This is a genomic window from Mesorhizobium cantuariense (genome assembly GCF_042647205.1).
GTDB classification, from domain to species: domain Bacteria; phylum Pseudomonadota; class Alphaproteobacteria; order Rhizobiales; family Rhizobiaceae; genus Mesorhizobium; species Mesorhizobium cantuariense.
The window spans coordinates 3,632,795-3,646,788 of record NZ_JBHRVD010000001.1 but is presented as its reverse complement, the minus strand read 5'-3'; the positions used below and the strand labels follow the sequence as shown (position 1 = coordinate 3,646,788).

14 protein-coding genes and 1 pseudogene are annotated in these 13,994 nt (G+C 64.4%); 14 read left to right on the top strand and 1 reads right to left on the bottom strand.

The window, feature by feature from the left end; translation table 11 throughout:
* Positions 1 to 184 precede the first annotated feature (184 nt).
* The 14 genes and pseudogenes from ACFOJ9_RS17575 to ACFOJ9_RS17510 form a co-directional block, all read left to right on the top strand.
* The gene (locus ACFOJ9_RS17575) at positions 185 to 1,924 is read left to right on the top strand and encodes a relaxase/mobilization nuclease domain-containing protein (RefSeq protein ID WP_378980199.1); all 1,740 of its coding nucleotides are present in this window, start codon (positions 185 to 187) and stop codon (positions 1,922 to 1,924) included.
* A 27-nt stretch (positions 1,925 to 1,951) separates the two neighbouring features.
* The gene (locus ACFOJ9_RS17570; RefSeq protein ID WP_378980198.1) at positions 1,952 to 3,934 is read left to right on the top strand and encodes a conjugal transfer protein TraG; all 1,983 of its coding nucleotides are present in this window, start codon (positions 1,952 to 1,954) and stop codon (positions 3,932 to 3,934) included.
* A gap of 7 nt (positions 3,935 to 3,941) precedes the next feature.
* Positions 3,942 to 4,397, top strand: a complete 456-nt coding sequence (locus tag ACFOJ9_RS17565) for a CopG family transcriptional regulator (RefSeq protein ID WP_378980197.1) — start codon at positions 3,942 to 3,944, stop codon at positions 4,395 to 4,397.
* Between the two features lie 94 nt (positions 4,398 to 4,491).
* On the top strand, positions 4,492 to 4,839 hold the full coding sequence (locus ACFOJ9_RS17560) for a type II toxin-antitoxin system RelE/ParE family toxin (RefSeq protein WP_378987833.1): 348 nt from the start codon (positions 4,492 to 4,494) through the stop codon (positions 4,837 to 4,839).
* Positions 4,836 to 5,153, top strand: a complete 318-nt coding sequence (locus ACFOJ9_RS17555; RefSeq protein ID WP_006338687.1) for a helix-turn-helix domain-containing protein — start codon at positions 4,836 to 4,838, stop codon at positions 5,151 to 5,153. The genes ACFOJ9_RS17560 and ACFOJ9_RS17555 overlap by 4 nt, the downstream gene beginning before the upstream one ends.
* A 214-nt stretch (positions 5,154 to 5,367) precedes the next feature.
* Positions 5,368 to 6,384: a P-type conjugative transfer ATPase TrbB gene (gene trbB, locus ACFOJ9_RS17550; protein ID WP_378980196.1), complete on the top strand. Its 1,017-nt coding sequence runs from the start codon at positions 5,368 to 5,370 to the stop codon at positions 6,382 to 6,384.
* Between the two features lie 35 nt (positions 6,385 to 6,419).
* Positions 6,420 to 6,713, top strand: a complete 294-nt coding sequence (locus ACFOJ9_RS17545) for a TrbC/VirB2 family protein (protein WP_378987830.1) — start codon at positions 6,420 to 6,422, stop codon at positions 6,711 to 6,713.
* Positions 6,713 to 7,009: a VirB3 family type IV secretion system protein gene (locus ACFOJ9_RS17540; RefSeq protein ID WP_449288645.1), complete on the top strand. Its 297-nt coding sequence runs from the start codon at positions 6,713 to 6,715 to the stop codon at positions 7,007 to 7,009. The genes ACFOJ9_RS17545 and ACFOJ9_RS17540 overlap by 1 nt, the downstream gene beginning before the upstream one ends.
* Positions 7,010 to 7,023: 14 nt before the next feature.
* The gene (gene trbE, locus ACFOJ9_RS17535) at positions 7,024 to 9,477 is read left to right on the top strand and encodes a conjugal transfer protein TrbE (RefSeq protein ID WP_378980194.1); all 2,454 of its coding nucleotides are present in this window, start codon (positions 7,024 to 7,026) and stop codon (positions 9,475 to 9,477) included.
* On the top strand, positions 9,474 to 10,232 hold the full coding sequence (gene trbJ, locus ACFOJ9_RS17530) for a P-type conjugative transfer protein TrbJ (RefSeq protein ID WP_378980193.1): 759 nt from the start codon (positions 9,474 to 9,476) through the stop codon (positions 10,230 to 10,232). Before trbE ends, trbJ begins: the two co-directional genes overlap by 4 nt.
* Complete coding sequence (trbK-alt, locus tag ACFOJ9_RS17525; RefSeq protein WP_378980192.1) at positions 10,219 to 10,638, top strand: putative entry exclusion protein TrbK-alt; 420 nt, start codon at positions 10,219 to 10,221, stop codon at positions 10,636 to 10,638. The genes trbJ and trbK-alt overlap by 14 nt, the downstream gene beginning before the upstream one ends.
* A 1-nt stretch (position 10,639) precedes the next feature.
* The gene (gene trbL / locus ACFOJ9_RS17520; RefSeq protein ID WP_378980191.1) at positions 10,640 to 12,001 is read left to right on the top strand and encodes a P-type conjugative transfer protein TrbL; all 1,362 of its coding nucleotides are present in this window, start codon (positions 10,640 to 10,642) and stop codon (positions 11,999 to 12,001) included.
* Between the two features lie 2 nt (positions 12,002 to 12,003).
* A complete protein-coding gene (gene trbF, locus ACFOJ9_RS17515) occupies positions 12,004 to 12,687 on the top strand; it encodes a conjugal transfer protein TrbF (RefSeq protein ID WP_378980190.1) in 684 nt (227 codons plus the stop codon).
* Positions 12,684 to 13,349, top strand: a pseudogene (locus tag ACFOJ9_RS17510) (TrbG/VirB9 family P-type conjugative transfer protein); the annotation flags it as partial. The gene trbF and the pseudogene ACFOJ9_RS17510, both read left to right, overlap by 4 nt.
* On the opposite strand, the gene ACFOJ9_RS17505 reads toward ACFOJ9_RS17510, so the two are convergent.
* Entirely contained in the window at positions 13,337 to 13,894 is a 558-nt protein-coding gene (locus ACFOJ9_RS17505; protein WP_378980189.1) for a hypothetical protein, read from the bottom strand. The pseudogene ACFOJ9_RS17510 and the gene ACFOJ9_RS17505 overlap by 13 nt on opposite strands.
* Positions 13,895 to 13,994 lie beyond the last annotated feature (100 nt).

The window sequence follows — 13,994 nt, the reverse complement described above, 5'->3', positions numbered from 1 at the left end:
ACCGGACGCTTACGAACAACCGGAAGATGGCGAGATAAAAGGCCGCGAGGTGCGGCGTCGGTCGGTCGTGTTGTTTCAATAGGTTATGCAGCATTTCCGCGAGGTGCGAAGATTTGGTGCACCGCGCCAGAACCATGTTTTCGCTGTGATTTCCATGCCTTGATACGATGTGCGGATCTTCGCCATGAAAGGTGAGGATGGTTTCCGAATCCGGCCCGGCCGCATCCGCTCGCCCAGCGCCCAGCGCGCCAGGCCCTTCATCGGGCAGGCGCTTGCCGCCGCCCAGAAGGCCGGCGCTCGTATCTCTCTCGCCGGCCGGATCAGTCCGGGCAATCGCTCGACGTTCGGGCGTGGCCGCTCGGCGAGCGTGCGCGCCAATCGTCTCCTCACCGGCCGCTCGCGGGCCGTGATCATCAAGACGCGGCTGGTGCGTCATCACTCGCGCGCAGCGCCGCTTGCGGCCCATCTCACCTATCTTCGCCGCGAGGGCGTCACCCGTGACGGGGAGAAGGCAAGGCTGTTCGGGCCGGAAGCCGATGCGGTGGATGGCGGTGCTTTTGCCGAGCGGTGCGGCGATGATCGGCACCACTTCCGCTTCATCGTCTCGCCCGAAGATGCCGTCGACATGGCGGATCTCAAAGCCTTCGCCCGCGATCTGATGGGGCAGATGGAAAAGGACCTCGGCACAAAACTCGATTGGGCGGGCGTCGATCACTGGAACACCGACAACCCGCACCTTCACATCATCCTGCGCGGCCACGCTGATGACGGGCAAGATCTCGTGATCTCGCGCGATTACATCAAGGAGGGGATGCGCGCGCGCGCGGCCGATCTTGTTACGCAGGAGCTCGGCCCGCGCAGCGATATCGACATCAGCCGAAATCTGCAGCGCCAGGTCGACGCCGAACGTTGGACCCAGCTTGACCGGCAACTTGTTCGCGACGGGCGCGACCGAGGCGTCATCGACCTTGCCACCAACCAGAACGCCCAGCCCGACGAGTATCACGTGCTGAAGGTCGGGCGGATGCGCAAGCTCGAAACACTTGGCCTTGCCGAACAGGTCGGCCCGGGCCAATGGATGATCGACGACAAGGCCGAGGCGACGCTGCGCGAACTTGGCGAACGCGGTGACATCATCAAGCGGATGCACCGCGCCCTGACAGGGCAGGCGATCGAGCGCGGCTCGGCGAATTATGTGCTGGCGGCGGAGCGCCTCGACACGCCGATCGTGGGTCGGCTGGTCGACCGCGGTCTCGATGATGAGCTGAAGGGCAGCGCCTACGCCGTGGTCGATGGCACCGACGGCCGCGCACATCACATCAAGCTGTCCGACCTCGACGCCGCGGGCGACAGCGCTCCGGGTTCGATCGTCGAGCTGCGCAAGTTCCATGACGCGCAGGGACACGGGCGCGTGGCGCTCGCTGTCCGTTCCGATCTAGACATTGAGCGGCAGGTTACCGCCGCCGGGGCAACCTGGCTTGACCGCCAGAATATTGCCCGCGAACCGATTGCGTTGTCGGAAGGCGGCTTTGGGGCCGAGGTGCGGCAGGCGATGCAGCGCCGTGCCGACCACCTAGTGCAACAGGGCCTCGGGGAGCGGCAAGGCCAACGCATAAGCTTCACGCGCAACCTGATCGACACGCTGCGTCGCCGCGAACTGGAGGCGCTCGGCGAAAAGCTTTCCGCCGAAACCGGCCAGCCTTTCAACCGCGCCCGCGGCGGCGAGTATGTAGCCGGTTCCTACCGGCAACGTTTCACGCTCGCCTCCGGCCGCTTCGCCATGATCGATGACGGCCTCGGTTTCCAACTGGTGCCCTGGACGCCGTCCCTGGAAAAACATCTTGGCCGCCACGTCTCTGGCGTCGCTCGCAATGACGACGGCATCGACTGGAGTTTTGGCCGCAAGCGAGGCCTCGGCCTTTAACCTCATGTTGAAGAAAGGACCGCTTCTATGTCCGCCACCAAAATACTCTGGGGCCAGATCCTCGCGGTCGTCACGATCGTGCTTTTCACGACCTGGGGCGCGACGGAGTGGGTGGCCTGGCGGCTGGCTTTCCAGCCCGAGCTCGGCAGGCCATGGTTCTATGTCCTAGGCTTTCCCTTCTACCTTCCGCCGTCCTTCTTCTGGTGGTGGTACGGCTTCGATGCCTACGCTCCGTCGATCTTCGTGGAGGGAGCCTTTATCGCGGCTTCCGGCGGTTTCGCCTGCGTCGCCGTCGCCATAGGCATGTCGGTCTGGCGGGCTCGCGAGGCCAAGAAGGTCGAGACCTACGGGTCCGCCCGCTGGGCCGACAAGCAGGAGGTCAAGGCAACTGGCCTCCTCGGCTCCGATGGAGTGGTGCTTGGGCGGTTTGACGGCGCCTATCTGCGCCACGACGGACCGGAGCACGTGCTGTGCTTCGCGCCCACACGTTCAGGGAAGGGTGTGGGCCTTGTCGTCCCGTCGCTGCTCACCTGGCCGAGTTCCGCGGTCGTGCACGACATCAAGGGCGAGAACTGGCAACTCACCGCGGGCTTCCGCGCCAGGCATGGCCGCGTCCTGCTGTTCGATCCCACCAATCCGAAATCCTCATCCTACAACCCGCTGCTCGAGGTGCGCCGCGGCGAATGGGAAGTCCGCGACGTTCAGAACATCGCAGACATCCTGGTCGATCCCGAAGGCTCGCTCGAGAGGCGAAACCATTGGGAAAAAACCAGCCATGCTCTTCTGGTCGGCGCGATCCTGCATGTCCTCTACGCCGAGCAGGACAAGACGCTTGCTGGCGTCGCCGGTTTCCTCTCCGATCCTAAGCGTCCGATCGAATCGACGCTGTCAGCGATGATGAAAACAGCGCATCTGGGTGAGGGCGGTCCGCACCCGGTCATCGCCAGCGCCGCGCGCGAGCTCTTGAACAAATCCGACAACGAGCGCTCCGGCGTGCTCTCCACCGCCATGTCGTTCCTTGGCCTCTATCGCGATCCTGTGGTGGCAGAGGTGACCCGCCGCTGCGACTGGCGCATCACGGATCTTGTCGACGACAAGCATCCGACGACGCTCTACCTCGTCGTGCCGCCGTCCGACATCAACCGGACCAAGCCGCTCATTCGCCTGATCCTCAATCAGATCGGTCGCCGTTTGACCGAAGATCTGCAGGTGAGGGCGAAAGGGCACCGGCTGCTCCTGATGCTCGACGAGTTCCCGGCGCTTGGCCGCCTCGACTTCTTCGAGTCGGCGCTCGCCTTCATGGCCGGCTACGGCCTGAAAAGCTTCCTGATCGCTCAATCCCTCAATCAGATCGAGAGGGCGTACGGCGCCAACAACTCGATCCTCGACAACTGCCATGTCCGGGTAAGCTTTGCCACCAATGATGAGCGCACCGCCAAGCGCGTGTCCGACGCGCTGGGAACAGCGACCGAGATGAGGGCGATGAGGAACTATGCCGGCCACCGGCTGTCGCCCTGGCTCGGTCATCTCATGGTTTCCCGCTCCGAGACGGCTCGCCCGCTGCTCACGCCTGGTGAAGTGATGCAACTGCCGGCCACCGACGAGATCGTCATGGTCTCGGGCGCACCGCCGATCCGCGCCAAGAAGGCGCGCTATCATGAGGATGCTCGCTTCCGGGAGCGTATCCTGCCGCCTCCGGCATTGGTGGCGGCAGTGGAGGGGAGACCGGACGACTGGACCAGACTGCCTCTGCCTTCCCGTCCCCAGATTGCCGAAGCCACGTCGCGCCTGTCGGCCGCGGATGAGGACCAAACTGATTCCGAACGTCGTCGGCAACCTGAGCTCAGCCGAGTCGAGTTGGTCGTGAAGCCTTCAACCGAGAACGAATTCGAGATCGATCACCAAGACGACGTGGAAGACGATGTTACCCGCAACCGTCGACTGACACGCCTCATGCAAGGCATTGCGCGGCAGGCGTCGCTCGACCCCGGCGACGGTGTGGATATGTGAGGCTCCGATGGCAAAGTCACCCCGCAAACAACGCCTGTCCGTCTATCTCGATCCGAGGGTGATGAGCAGGCTTGCCGAACATGCGGCGCGCCGTGATCTTTCACGTTCGCTCGTCGCCGAGGCGGCCATCGAGTCGTTCCTCTCGCCAGATGCCACCGAGCGACAGGAGGCTGCGATCACCAAGCGGCTTGACCAGCTCGATCGGCGCATGACACGCCAGGAGCGCGATGTCGCGATTGCAGTGGAGACGCTCGCTGTTTTCGTCCGCTTCTGGCTGGCGACAACACCAGCGTTGCCCGAGCCCGCGGCGCAGGCTGCCCACGCGAAGGCTGGCGAGCGCTATGATGCCTTCGTCACCGCGCTCGGCCGGCGCCTGGCGAAAGGTCCAAAGCTTCGACAGGAAATCTCCGAGGATATCGAAGGTGCCCTGGACACACACCAGCCCGGCAGGCCCGTGGGCTAAATGGCCTTAAGCGGTGTCAGGATTTTTCGTTGAAAATTATAGTCTGTATGCTATAAGGCAGAGGAGAATGAAAAACCAAAAGCCCGCAGTATGGATGGGGTCGTCGAAGGGCGACCTGCGCGAGTTTCCGGTCGATGTTCGCCGGTTGATGGGTGTCGCAATCAACGACGCCCAGAATGGTGAGGAGCACCCGGCTGTCAAAGCCCTGAAAGGGTTTGGGGGCCGCAGCATCCTCGAGGTGGTCGACGACTTCGACGGAGATACCTACCGGGCGGTCTACACGGTGCGCTTTGTCGGGGTGATCTACGTCCTTCACTGCTTCCAGAAGAAGTCGAAGAAGGGCAGGGAGACACCCAAGCACGAAATCGATCTCTTGACAGTGCGATTGAAGGCGGCCGCGGCGCACTACCGCGAGAACTATGGGAAAGGAACAAAGTCATGACAGAAGACATCACCGCCGAAGTGAGTAGCGGCAACGTGTTTGCGGACCTCGGCTTTGACAATCCCGAAGAGGAATTGCTCAAGGCCAAGCTGGCCCGCGAGATCCGCGCCATTATCAAGCGCCGGCGCCTGACCCAGGCAAAGTCGGCTGAACTGCTCGGAATGAAACAGCCCGACGTCTCCGCGATCGCCACCGGGCGCACGGGTAAGTTTTCAATAGACAGGCTGGTTCGCTGTCTGGACCGGCTCGACTACAAGGTCGACGTGGTGGTTCGCCACAAGCCTCGACGTTCAACTCGTGCTGAAGCCGCTTGATCAGACGGCTTTGCTGACGAGCGGATAATTGAAGACGAGCGCCCTTGCCTGAAGATCGTCAGCCTTGATTACAGGTCGGCACCGCCAATCTCCTGTGTTTGCACGCTACGCCACTACGCCTCGATATAGGTGTTGAAACAACTCGAGATGTGGCTCTCTTAATCATCCCCGTCCAGGGGCCGCCCATGTTCCCCCGGATCGCAACGGGGACACGATGGCAGTTTCGCATCACAATTCAGAAGGTCTGGCGCGCGGCGCACGTATGTTGCGCACAGCGCTCGGACCTGCGATCGCGCGCTATCTCGACGATGCGAGCATCGTCGAGGTGATGCTCAATCCCGATGGCCGGTTGTGGATCGATCGCCTGTCCGAGGGCCTGTCCGACACCGGCGAACGTTTGTCGGCGGCGGACGGCGAGCGTATCGTTCGCCTCGTCGCTCATCATGTCGGCGCCGAAGTCCATGCCGGCGCCCCACGCGTCTCGGCCGAGCTGCCCGAGACGGGCGAGCGGTTCGAGGGGCTTCTTCCTCCCATCGTCGCGGCGCCCGCCTTCGCGATCCGCAAGCCCGCCGTCGCCATCTTCACCCTTGAGGACTATGTCGCGGCCGGGATCATGTCGGCGCGCCAGGCGGACGCACTGCGCCAGGGCGTTGCCACCCGCGCGAACATTCTGGTCGCAGGCGGCACATCCACGGGCAAGACCACGCTGATCAACGCGCTGCTGGCCGAAGTGGCCAAGACCGCCGATCGCGTCGTCATCATCGAGGATACGCGCGAACTGCAATGCGCCGCGCCCAATCTCGTGGCGATGCGCACGAAGGACGGCGTCGCGTCGCTCTCGGATCTCGTTCGTTCGTCGCTGCGCCTTCGCCCCGACCGCATTCCGGTCGGCGAGGTGCGCGGGGCCGAGGCGCTCGAACTGCTCAAGGCCTGGGGCACCGGCCATCCCGGCGGCCTCGGCACGATCCACGCCGGCAGCGCCATTGGCGCGCTCCGCCGCATGGAACAGCTCATCCAGGAAGCCGTCGTCACGGTTCCACGCGCGCTGATCGCCGAAACGATCGACCTGGTTGCCGTCCTTTCCGGCCGCGGCTCCGCGCGCCGGCTGTCCGAACTCGCCCGTGTCGATGGCCTTCGCCCGGACGGTGATTACCGGGTCGCGCCAGCCGTCCGCGAGGGCGACGACAGCCCGACCTTGCTCATCCAAAGCCCTGAAGGAGAAAATCCGTGATCCAACCCCTGCGCCTCGCGCGCCATCGTCTCGCCATGACCGTTTCCGTTCCCGGGCTCATCCTGGTGATGGCCGCGCCCGCTTATGCCTCCGGCTCATCGATGCCGTGGGAACAGCCGCTGCAACAGATCCTCCAGTCAATCGAAGGCCCGGTCGCCAAGATCATGGCGGTAATCATTATCATCGTCACCGGCCTGACGCTCGCCTTCGGCGACACGTCGGGCGGCTTCCGCCGGCTCATACAGATCGTGTTCGGCCTGTCCATCGCTTTCGCGGCGTCGAGCTTCTTCCTGTCGTTCTTCTCGTTCGGCGGCGGGGCGCTGGTCTGATGGCGGGCGCTGTCGAACAGGGCGGCCCAATGCCCGATTATGCAGTGCCGGGCTATACGGTCCTCGTGCACCGGGCGCTGACCGAGCCGATCCTGCTCGGCGGCGCCCCGCGCGCCATTGCCATCATGAACGGGACGCTCGCCGGTGCCGTGGGGCTGGGGCTGCGTCTGTGGCTCGTCGGCCTCGCCATCTGGGCGATCGGCCATTTTGCCGCCGTCTGGGCCGCCAAGCGCGATCCGCTTTTCGCCGACGTCGTTCGCCGGCACCTGCGCATCCCGGCGCATCTCACGGTCTAAGCGAGGTCGCCCCGATGATGAATCTTGCCGAATATCGCAATCGCAGCAGCCGGCTCGCCGACTTCCTGCCCTGGGTGGCATTGGTCGGCGCCGGCGTCGTCCTCAACAAGGACGGTAGCTTCCAGCGCACCGCACGCTTCCGCGGCCCCGATCTCGACAGCGCTGTGCCGGCCGAACTGGTCGCCGTCGCCGGCCGGCTCAACAATGCCTTCCGCCGCCTCGGCTCTGGCTGGGCGATCTTCGTCGAGGCGCAGCGCCAAGCCTCGACCGGCTATCCCGACAGCCGCTTTCCGGATGCGGCCTCGACGCTGGTCGATGCGGAGCGAAAGGCGGGCTTCGAGGAGGCCGGCGCGCATTTCGAGTCCAGCTACTTCCTGACGCTCACCTATCTCGCGCCCGCCGAAGACACGGCGCGCGCGGAAAGCTGGCTCTACGAAGGCCGCGAGAAGAAGGGACTTGACCCCAATGCGGTGCTGACCGGGTTCATCGATCGAAGCGACCGCGTCCTTCGCCTTGTCGAAGCCTTCATGCCGGAATGCCGCTGGCTCGATGACGCCGAGACGCTGACCTATCTGCATGGCTGCGTCTCGACCAATCGCCACCGTGTCCGCGTTCCCGAAACGCCGATGTATCTCGATGCCATGCTGGCCGACCAGCCGCTGACCGGCGGGCTCGAGCCGCGGCTGGGCACGTCGCATCTGCGCATTCTGACTGTCACGGGTTTCCCGACCGCGACCACGCCGGGTCTGCTCGACGAACTGAACCGGCTGGCCTTCCCGTATCGCTGGTCGACACGCGCGATCCTGCTCGACAAGAACGATGCGACCAGGCTGCTGACAAAGATCCGGCGTCAATGGTTCGCCAAGCGCAAATCGGTCGCGGCGATCCTCAAGGAGGTGATGACCAACGAGGCATCCGTCCTCGTTGACACCGACGCCGCAAACAAGGCCGCCGATGCCGACATGGCGCTGCAGGAGCTCGGTGCCGACTATGCGGGCATGGCCTATGTCACCGCGACGGTGACGGTTTGGGACGATGATCCCGGCATCGCCGACGAAAAACTGCGCCGGGTCGAAAAGGTGATCCAGGGCCGCGATTTCACAGCGATTATCGAAACCATCAACGCTGTCGACGCCTGGCTCGGCAGCCTGCCGGGTCATGTCTACGCCAACGTCCGTCAACCTCCCATCTCCACGCTTAATCTCGCCCACATCATCCCGCTTTCCGCGGTGTGGGCGGGCGAGGTGCGGGACGAGCATTTTGCAGCGCCCCCTCTGCTCTTCGGCAAGACCGAAGGCTCGACCCCGTTCCGGCTTTCGCTTCACGTCGGCGATGTCGGCCACACGCTGATCGTCGGCCCGACCGGCGCGGGCAAGTCCGTGCTGCTGGCACTGATGGCGCTGCAGTTCCGCCGCTATGCAGGCTCACAGGTTTTCGCCTTCGATTTCGGCGGCTCGATCCGCGCGGCGGCACTCGCCATGGGCGGCGACTGGCATGATCTCGGCGGCGATCTCAGCGATGGGGCGATCGACAGCGTCAGCCTTCAGCCGTTCGCACGCATTCATGATGTCCCAGAGCGCGCCTGGGCCGCCGACTGGATCGTGGCGATCCTGACGCGCGAGAATGTGGCGATCACCCCAGAGGTCAAGGAGCATATCTGGACGGCGTTGACTTCACTGGCCTCCGCTCCCGTCGGGGAGCGCACGATCACCGGTCTGGTCGTGCTGCTGCAATCAAATGATCTCAAGCAGGCATTGCGTCCCTATTGCGTCGGTGGTCCCTACGGCCGGTTGCTCGATGCCGAGCGCGAACATCTCGGATCGGGGTCGGTCCAGGCATTCGAAACCGAGGGACTGATCGGAACGGGTGCTGCGCCCGCGGTGCTTTCCTATCTATTCCACCGCATCGAGGACCGGCTCGATGGCTCGCCAACCCTTCTCATCATCGACGAAGGTTGGCTTGCGCTGGACGACGAGGGCTTTGCCGGCCAACTCCGCGAATGGCTGAAGACGCTGCGCAAGAAGAACGCCAGCGTCATCTTCGCCACGCAGTCGCTCAGCGACATCGATGGTTCGGCAATCGCGCCGGCGATCATCGAGAGCTGCCAGACCCGGCTTCTGCTGCCGAACGAGCGCGCCATCGAGCCGCAGATCACGGCGATCTATCGCCGCTTCGGCCTCAACGATCGGCAGATCGAGATCATCGCCCGGGCGATGCCGAAACGCGACTATTACTGCCAGTCCCGTCGCGGCAACCGGCTGTTCGAGCTCGGTCTGTCGGATGTGGCACTCGCGCTCTGCGCTGCATCCGCGAAGACCGACCAGGCCGCGATCGCCCGCATCGTCGCCGAGCATGGCCGCGAAGGGTTCCTCGCTGCCTGGCTGACCCACCGCAATTTGGGCTGGGCCGCTGAACTCGTTCCCGCCCTAACCAACCCCGCCCTCACCAACAAGGAGAAGTCCCCATGAAACTGCGCCGTTCCCTTGCCATGCGGTTCGCTGCCGCCCTGCTTGCCGCACCCGCCGCAATCTCGCCCATCCTGGCGACGCCCGCACAGGCCTTCATCGTGTTCGATCCCTCGAACTATTCGCAGAACGTCCTGACGGCAGCGCGCTCGCTCGAGCAGATCACCAACCAGGTCACCTCGCTTCAGAATGAAGCGCAGATGCTCATCAACCAGGCCCGTAATCTCGCTAGCCTGCCGTTCTCCTCGCTGCAACAGCTCCAGCAGTCCGTGCAGCGTACGCAGCAATTGCTCGCTCAAGCGCAGAACGTTGCCTATGACGTCCAGCAGATAGATCAGGCCTTCCAGCAGAAATACGGCAACGTCTCGCTGTCGAGTTCGGATCAGCAACTCGTCGCCGACGCGCGCTCGCGCTGGGGCAACACGGTTGGTGGGCTTCAGGATGCCATGCGTGTGCAGGCGGGCGTCGTCGGCAACATCGACACCAATCGAACGCAGATGTCGGCGCTGGTCGGCCAGAGCCAGGGTGCGACCGGCGCGCTTCAGGCAACGCAGGCCGGCAACCAGCTCCTCGCGCTCCAAGTGCAGCAACTCGCCGATCTCACCGCTGTCGTCGCCGCGAACGGTCGGGCGCAGGCGTTGCAATCGGCCGAGCAGGCCACCGCCGCCGAGCAGGGCAGGGAGCAGCGCCGCCGCTTCCTGACGCAGGGCTCGGGCTACCAGCCCGGCAGTGCGCAGATGTTCCATGGCAAGAACTGAGGTCCGCGCGATGGACGGGAAGATCCTCGCTCGCCTCGGCGCGGTCGTTTTCGTCGCCGTCGCTTTAACCGTGACCGCAATCGAGATGAGCAGCAAGGACGAGCAGCCTGGCGCCATGGCGACGCGGGGCCGTCCCTTGGCGTCGCAAGACCCGCTCGCGGCCGAATTGCGCCGCTGTTCCGGGATCGGCGAGGCCGGTCCTCGCGATCCCGGCTGCCTGCAAGCGTGGGCAGACAGCCGGCGCCGGTTTCTCGGTCAACGTGACTCGGCAACCGCGCCTGCTCCGGTAGCGCCGACAACGCTGTTTCCGAATGTGCCGGCGTCAGCCGACCGGAAAGAAGGGAAGCGGGCGGCTGTGACCGCTCCCGCGATGCAGGTCGAGCCGCCTCGGCCGGAGGCGCGCTGACATGGGCGGCATGGGCGTCATCGACCATTTCCTCGAAGTCTTCACGCGCTACATCGACAGCGGCTTCGGCCTGCTCGGCGGCGAGGTCGGCTTCATCGCCACAACCCTGATCGTCATCGACGTGACGTTGGCTGCGCTCTTCTGGTCCTGGGGTGCGGACGACGACATCATGGCGCGCCTCGTCAAGAAGACCCTGTTCGTCGGCGTCTTCGCCTATCTCATCTCCAACTGGAACAATCTCGCCCGCATCGTCTTTGAAAGCTTCGCCGGGCTTGGCCTGAAGGCCTCGGGCACGGGTTTTACCGTCAACGATCTGATGCGCCCGGGCAAGGTGGCGCAGACCGGGCTCGACGCCGGCCGGCCGTTGCTGGACTCGATCTCGAACCTGATGGGCTATTGGTCCTTCTTCGAGAACTTCATCCAGATCGCCTGCATGTTCTTCGCCTGGGCGCTGGTGCTGCTGGCCTTCTTCATCCTGGCAATCCAGCTCTTCGTCACGCTGATCGAGTTCAAGCTGACGACGCTCGCCGGTTTCGTGCTGATACCCTTCGGTCTGTTCGGCAAATCCGCGTTCATGGCCGAGCGGGTGCTCGGCAACGTTATCTCGTCCGGCATCAAGGTGTTGGTGCTCGCCGTCATCATCGGCATCGGCTCGACACTCTTTTCCGAGTTCACCGCAGGTTTCAGCGGCAACACGCCGTCGATCGACGATGCCATGGCGATCGTGCTGGCCGCGCTGTCGTTGCTCGGCCTTGGCATCTTTGGACCGGGCATTGCCAACGGTCTCGTCTCCGGCGGCCCGCAGCTCGGCGCGGGCGCGGCGGTCGGCACCGGGCTCGCGGCAGGCGGCATGGTCGCGGCGGGCGCCGCGGCCGCCGGCGCCGTCGTGTCCGGCGGGGCGGCTGTCAGCGGCGGTGCCGCGGCGGCAGCCCGTGGCGGTGCCGCCGCCGCGGGCAGGGCATCCACAGCCTACGGCCTCGGCGCGGCCGGACAGTCAGGCTTTGCCGGCGTTGCATCCGGGCTCGGCGGTGTCATCAGCGCCGGCGCCCAGGGTGCCATCTCACCGCTCAAGCGCGCGGCCAATAATGCGGCAGGCAGCATGAAGCACAGCCACCAGTCCGGCGCTCGCGCTGCCTTCGAGACGACGGGCGGATCATCCACCGCCGGCACAATCGGTGCGAACGCTGGGGAAGCCGGCTCCGCTCCGGTCGCGTCCTCCGCCACCGAAAGTCAGCCCGCCAGGGCGAAGCGCATGAAGCGCTCGCAACAGATGACGCATGGCGTCCAGGCCGCCGCTCACGCTGTTCGCAGTGGTGACAGCCATGGCGGCGGCTCCTCGATCAACCTCTCTGAAAGAGACTAAGCATGTTCAAACGACCGTCCACACACTACGGCAAATCCCCACAACCCGAGACGCCCTACCAACGCGCTGCCCAGGTCTGGGACGAGCGCATCGGTTCCGCGCGCGTGCAGGCGCGCAATTGGCGCACCATGGCCTTCGGTTCCCTGGCGCTCGCCGCCGGGTTCTCCGCCGCGCTCGTCTGGCAATCCGCCAACGGCTCGATCGTGCCCTGGGTGGTGCAGGTCGATCGTCTCGGCCAGGCGCAGGCTGTCGCCCCCGCGGTCGGCGACTATCAGCCGAACGATCCGCAAATCGCCTTCTACCTGGCGCACTTCATCGAACAGGTGAGGTCGATCCCCGCCGATCCGGTCATCGTGCGGCAGAACTGGCTGCGCGCCTATGACTTCGCGACGCAGGGCGGGGCGCTCGCTCTCAACGACTATGCGCGCGCCAATGACCCGTTCACCAAGGTCGGCATACAGCAGGTCGCCGTCGACGTGTCGTCGGTCATCCGCGCATCGCCGGTGAGCTTCCGCATCGGCTGGGTCGAACGCCGATATCAGGACGGCTCACTCGCTTCCACGGAGCGCTGGTCCGCCATTCTCACCATTGTCGTGCAGCCTCCGCGCGACGCCGACGCGCTGAGGAAGAACCCGCTCGGCATTTACGTCAACGCGATCAACTGGTCGAAGGAGCTTGGACAATGACCCCCGCACTCTGCAAAGCCGCCCCCTGGGGGCGTCCGGCTTTCCTCATCCACGCAATGCCGGCCTTCCGCAAAATGTCCTTCCCAGCACTTCTGCTTTTGACCTCGGTGCTTGCAGGCTGTGCCACCAGGCAGAAGCCGCCGGAGATATCTTATGACGACCCGATCCCGGCCGTGCAGGCGGTCGATCCGCCCCCGCCCGTCAAGGTGGTAGAGCTGTCTAAGCCGCTGCCGCTTCCCGGCCAGTTGAAGCCGGTCGGCAAGGACGCAAAGCCCGAGCCGGAACCGACCGATCCGGCCGCACGCGTGAACCTGGCCAATGCGGCCGCGCGCGTCCAGCCTGTCCGCAACGGGTTCATCAACTCGATGCAGGTCTATCCGTTCGTCGATGGCGCGCTCTATCAGGTCTATGCCTCGCCGGGGCAGATCACCGACATCGCGCTCCAGCCCGGCGAGCAGCTCGTCGGTTCCGGTCCCGTCGCCGCCGGTGACACCGTGCGCTGGATCATCGGCGATACCGAGAGCGGTACGGGCGGGGCCAAGCAAGTCCACATCCTCGTCAAGCCGACGCGCGCCGACCTTCTCACCAATCTCGTCATCAATACCGATCGGCGCACCTACCACATGGAACTGCGCTCGATGCCGTCCACCTATATGGCGTCGGACATCTGTGCCAAAGTCACCTCATTGCCGAACATCGTATTCAGAACGAGGGTCTGCTTTTTCTCGATTTCGTCCGGGGGAAAATAGCGCGCCTTGAAGCCGAAATCCTTCTGGTATTCGCGACGCCGGTAGTCCGTCTCCTCGGCTGCCCGGAACTTCTCGACGAAGACGAAGATTCCGTCCGCCTTGAGGTGCTGGGTCACGAACGCGATCTGTCCCGATCTGTTGGGCGAGTACATCTGAAAGGTCGTATCCTCCAGAATGATATCGAATCCTTGAGCGAAATTTGCCAGTCGCGGATCCGAGCCCAGGACGTCCCTGGTTAACTTATGAAAAGGGCCAACGAAGAAGTCAGCGTGCGGCGGTTCGCCATAGGACATGAAGCATTTGTAATTCTCCGGGTTCGGGCTGCAGGACAGTGTGCGTATCTGTCCCTCTGACAGTTCGGACAGTGTTCTCGCCATCGTACCTTCCGCTGTTCCAAGGCTGTATAGCGCAAGCGGTGCGTCACGGTGCCGTGCGTATTTCATCACCGCGTGGGCCATCCGGCACTCCTCTTCCAATCTGTAGGGAATGCTGCCGTGATAGTGCTGGTCGAAAAAACCTTGTCGTGACGCATGCAGGCCGATCAGGTCGCGCAGCAGT

What these genes read in the sequence shown, in the direction of transcription:
- ACFOJ9_RS17575 (WP_378980199.1), top strand. Translation starts at nt 185, where the DNA reads ATGAAAGGTGAGGATGGTTTCCGAATCCGGCCCGGCCGCATCCGCTCG.
- ACFOJ9_RS17570 (WP_378980198.1), top strand. Translation starts at nt 1,952, where the DNA reads ATGTCCGCCACCAAAATACTCTGGGGCCAGATCCTCGCGGTCGTCACG.
- ACFOJ9_RS17565 (WP_378980197.1), top strand. Translation starts at nt 3,942, where the DNA reads ATGGCAAAGTCACCCCGCAAACAACGCCTGTCCGTCTATCTCGATCCG.
- ACFOJ9_RS17560 (WP_378987833.1), top strand. Translation starts at nt 4,492, where the DNA reads ATGGGGTCGTCGAAGGGCGACCTGCGCGAGTTTCCGGTCGATGTTCGC.
- ACFOJ9_RS17555 (WP_006338687.1), top strand. Translation starts at nt 4,836, where the DNA reads ATGACAGAAGACATCACCGCCGAAGTGAGTAGCGGCAACGTGTTTGCG.
- trbB (WP_378980196.1), top strand. Translation starts at nt 5,368, where the DNA reads ATGGCAGTTTCGCATCACAATTCAGAAGGTCTGGCGCGCGGCGCACGT.
- ACFOJ9_RS17545 (WP_378987830.1), top strand. Translation starts at nt 6,420, where the DNA reads ATGACCGTTTCCGTTCCCGGGCTCATCCTGGTGATGGCCGCGCCCGCT.
- ACFOJ9_RS17540 (WP_449288645.1), top strand. Translation starts at nt 6,713, where the DNA reads ATGGCGGGCGCTGTCGAACAGGGCGGCCCAATGCCCGATTATGCAGTG.
- trbE (WP_378980194.1), top strand. Translation starts at nt 7,024, where the DNA reads ATGATGAATCTTGCCGAATATCGCAATCGCAGCAGCCGGCTCGCCGAC.
- trbJ (WP_378980193.1), top strand. Translation starts at nt 9,474, where the DNA reads ATGAAACTGCGCCGTTCCCTTGCCATGCGGTTCGCTGCCGCCCTGCTT.
- trbK-alt (WP_378980192.1), top strand. Translation starts at nt 10,219, where the DNA reads ATGGCAAGAACTGAGGTCCGCGCGATGGACGGGAAGATCCTCGCTCGC.
- trbL (WP_378980191.1), top strand. Translation starts at nt 10,640, where the DNA reads ATGGGCGGCATGGGCGTCATCGACCATTTCCTCGAAGTCTTCACGCGC.
- trbF (WP_378980190.1), top strand. Translation starts at nt 12,004, where the DNA reads ATGTTCAAACGACCGTCCACACACTACGGCAAATCCCCACAACCCGAG.
- ACFOJ9_RS17505 (WP_378980189.1), bottom strand. Translation starts at nt 13,894, where the DNA reads ATGGCCCACGCGGTGATGAAATACGCACGGCACCGTGACGCACCGCTT.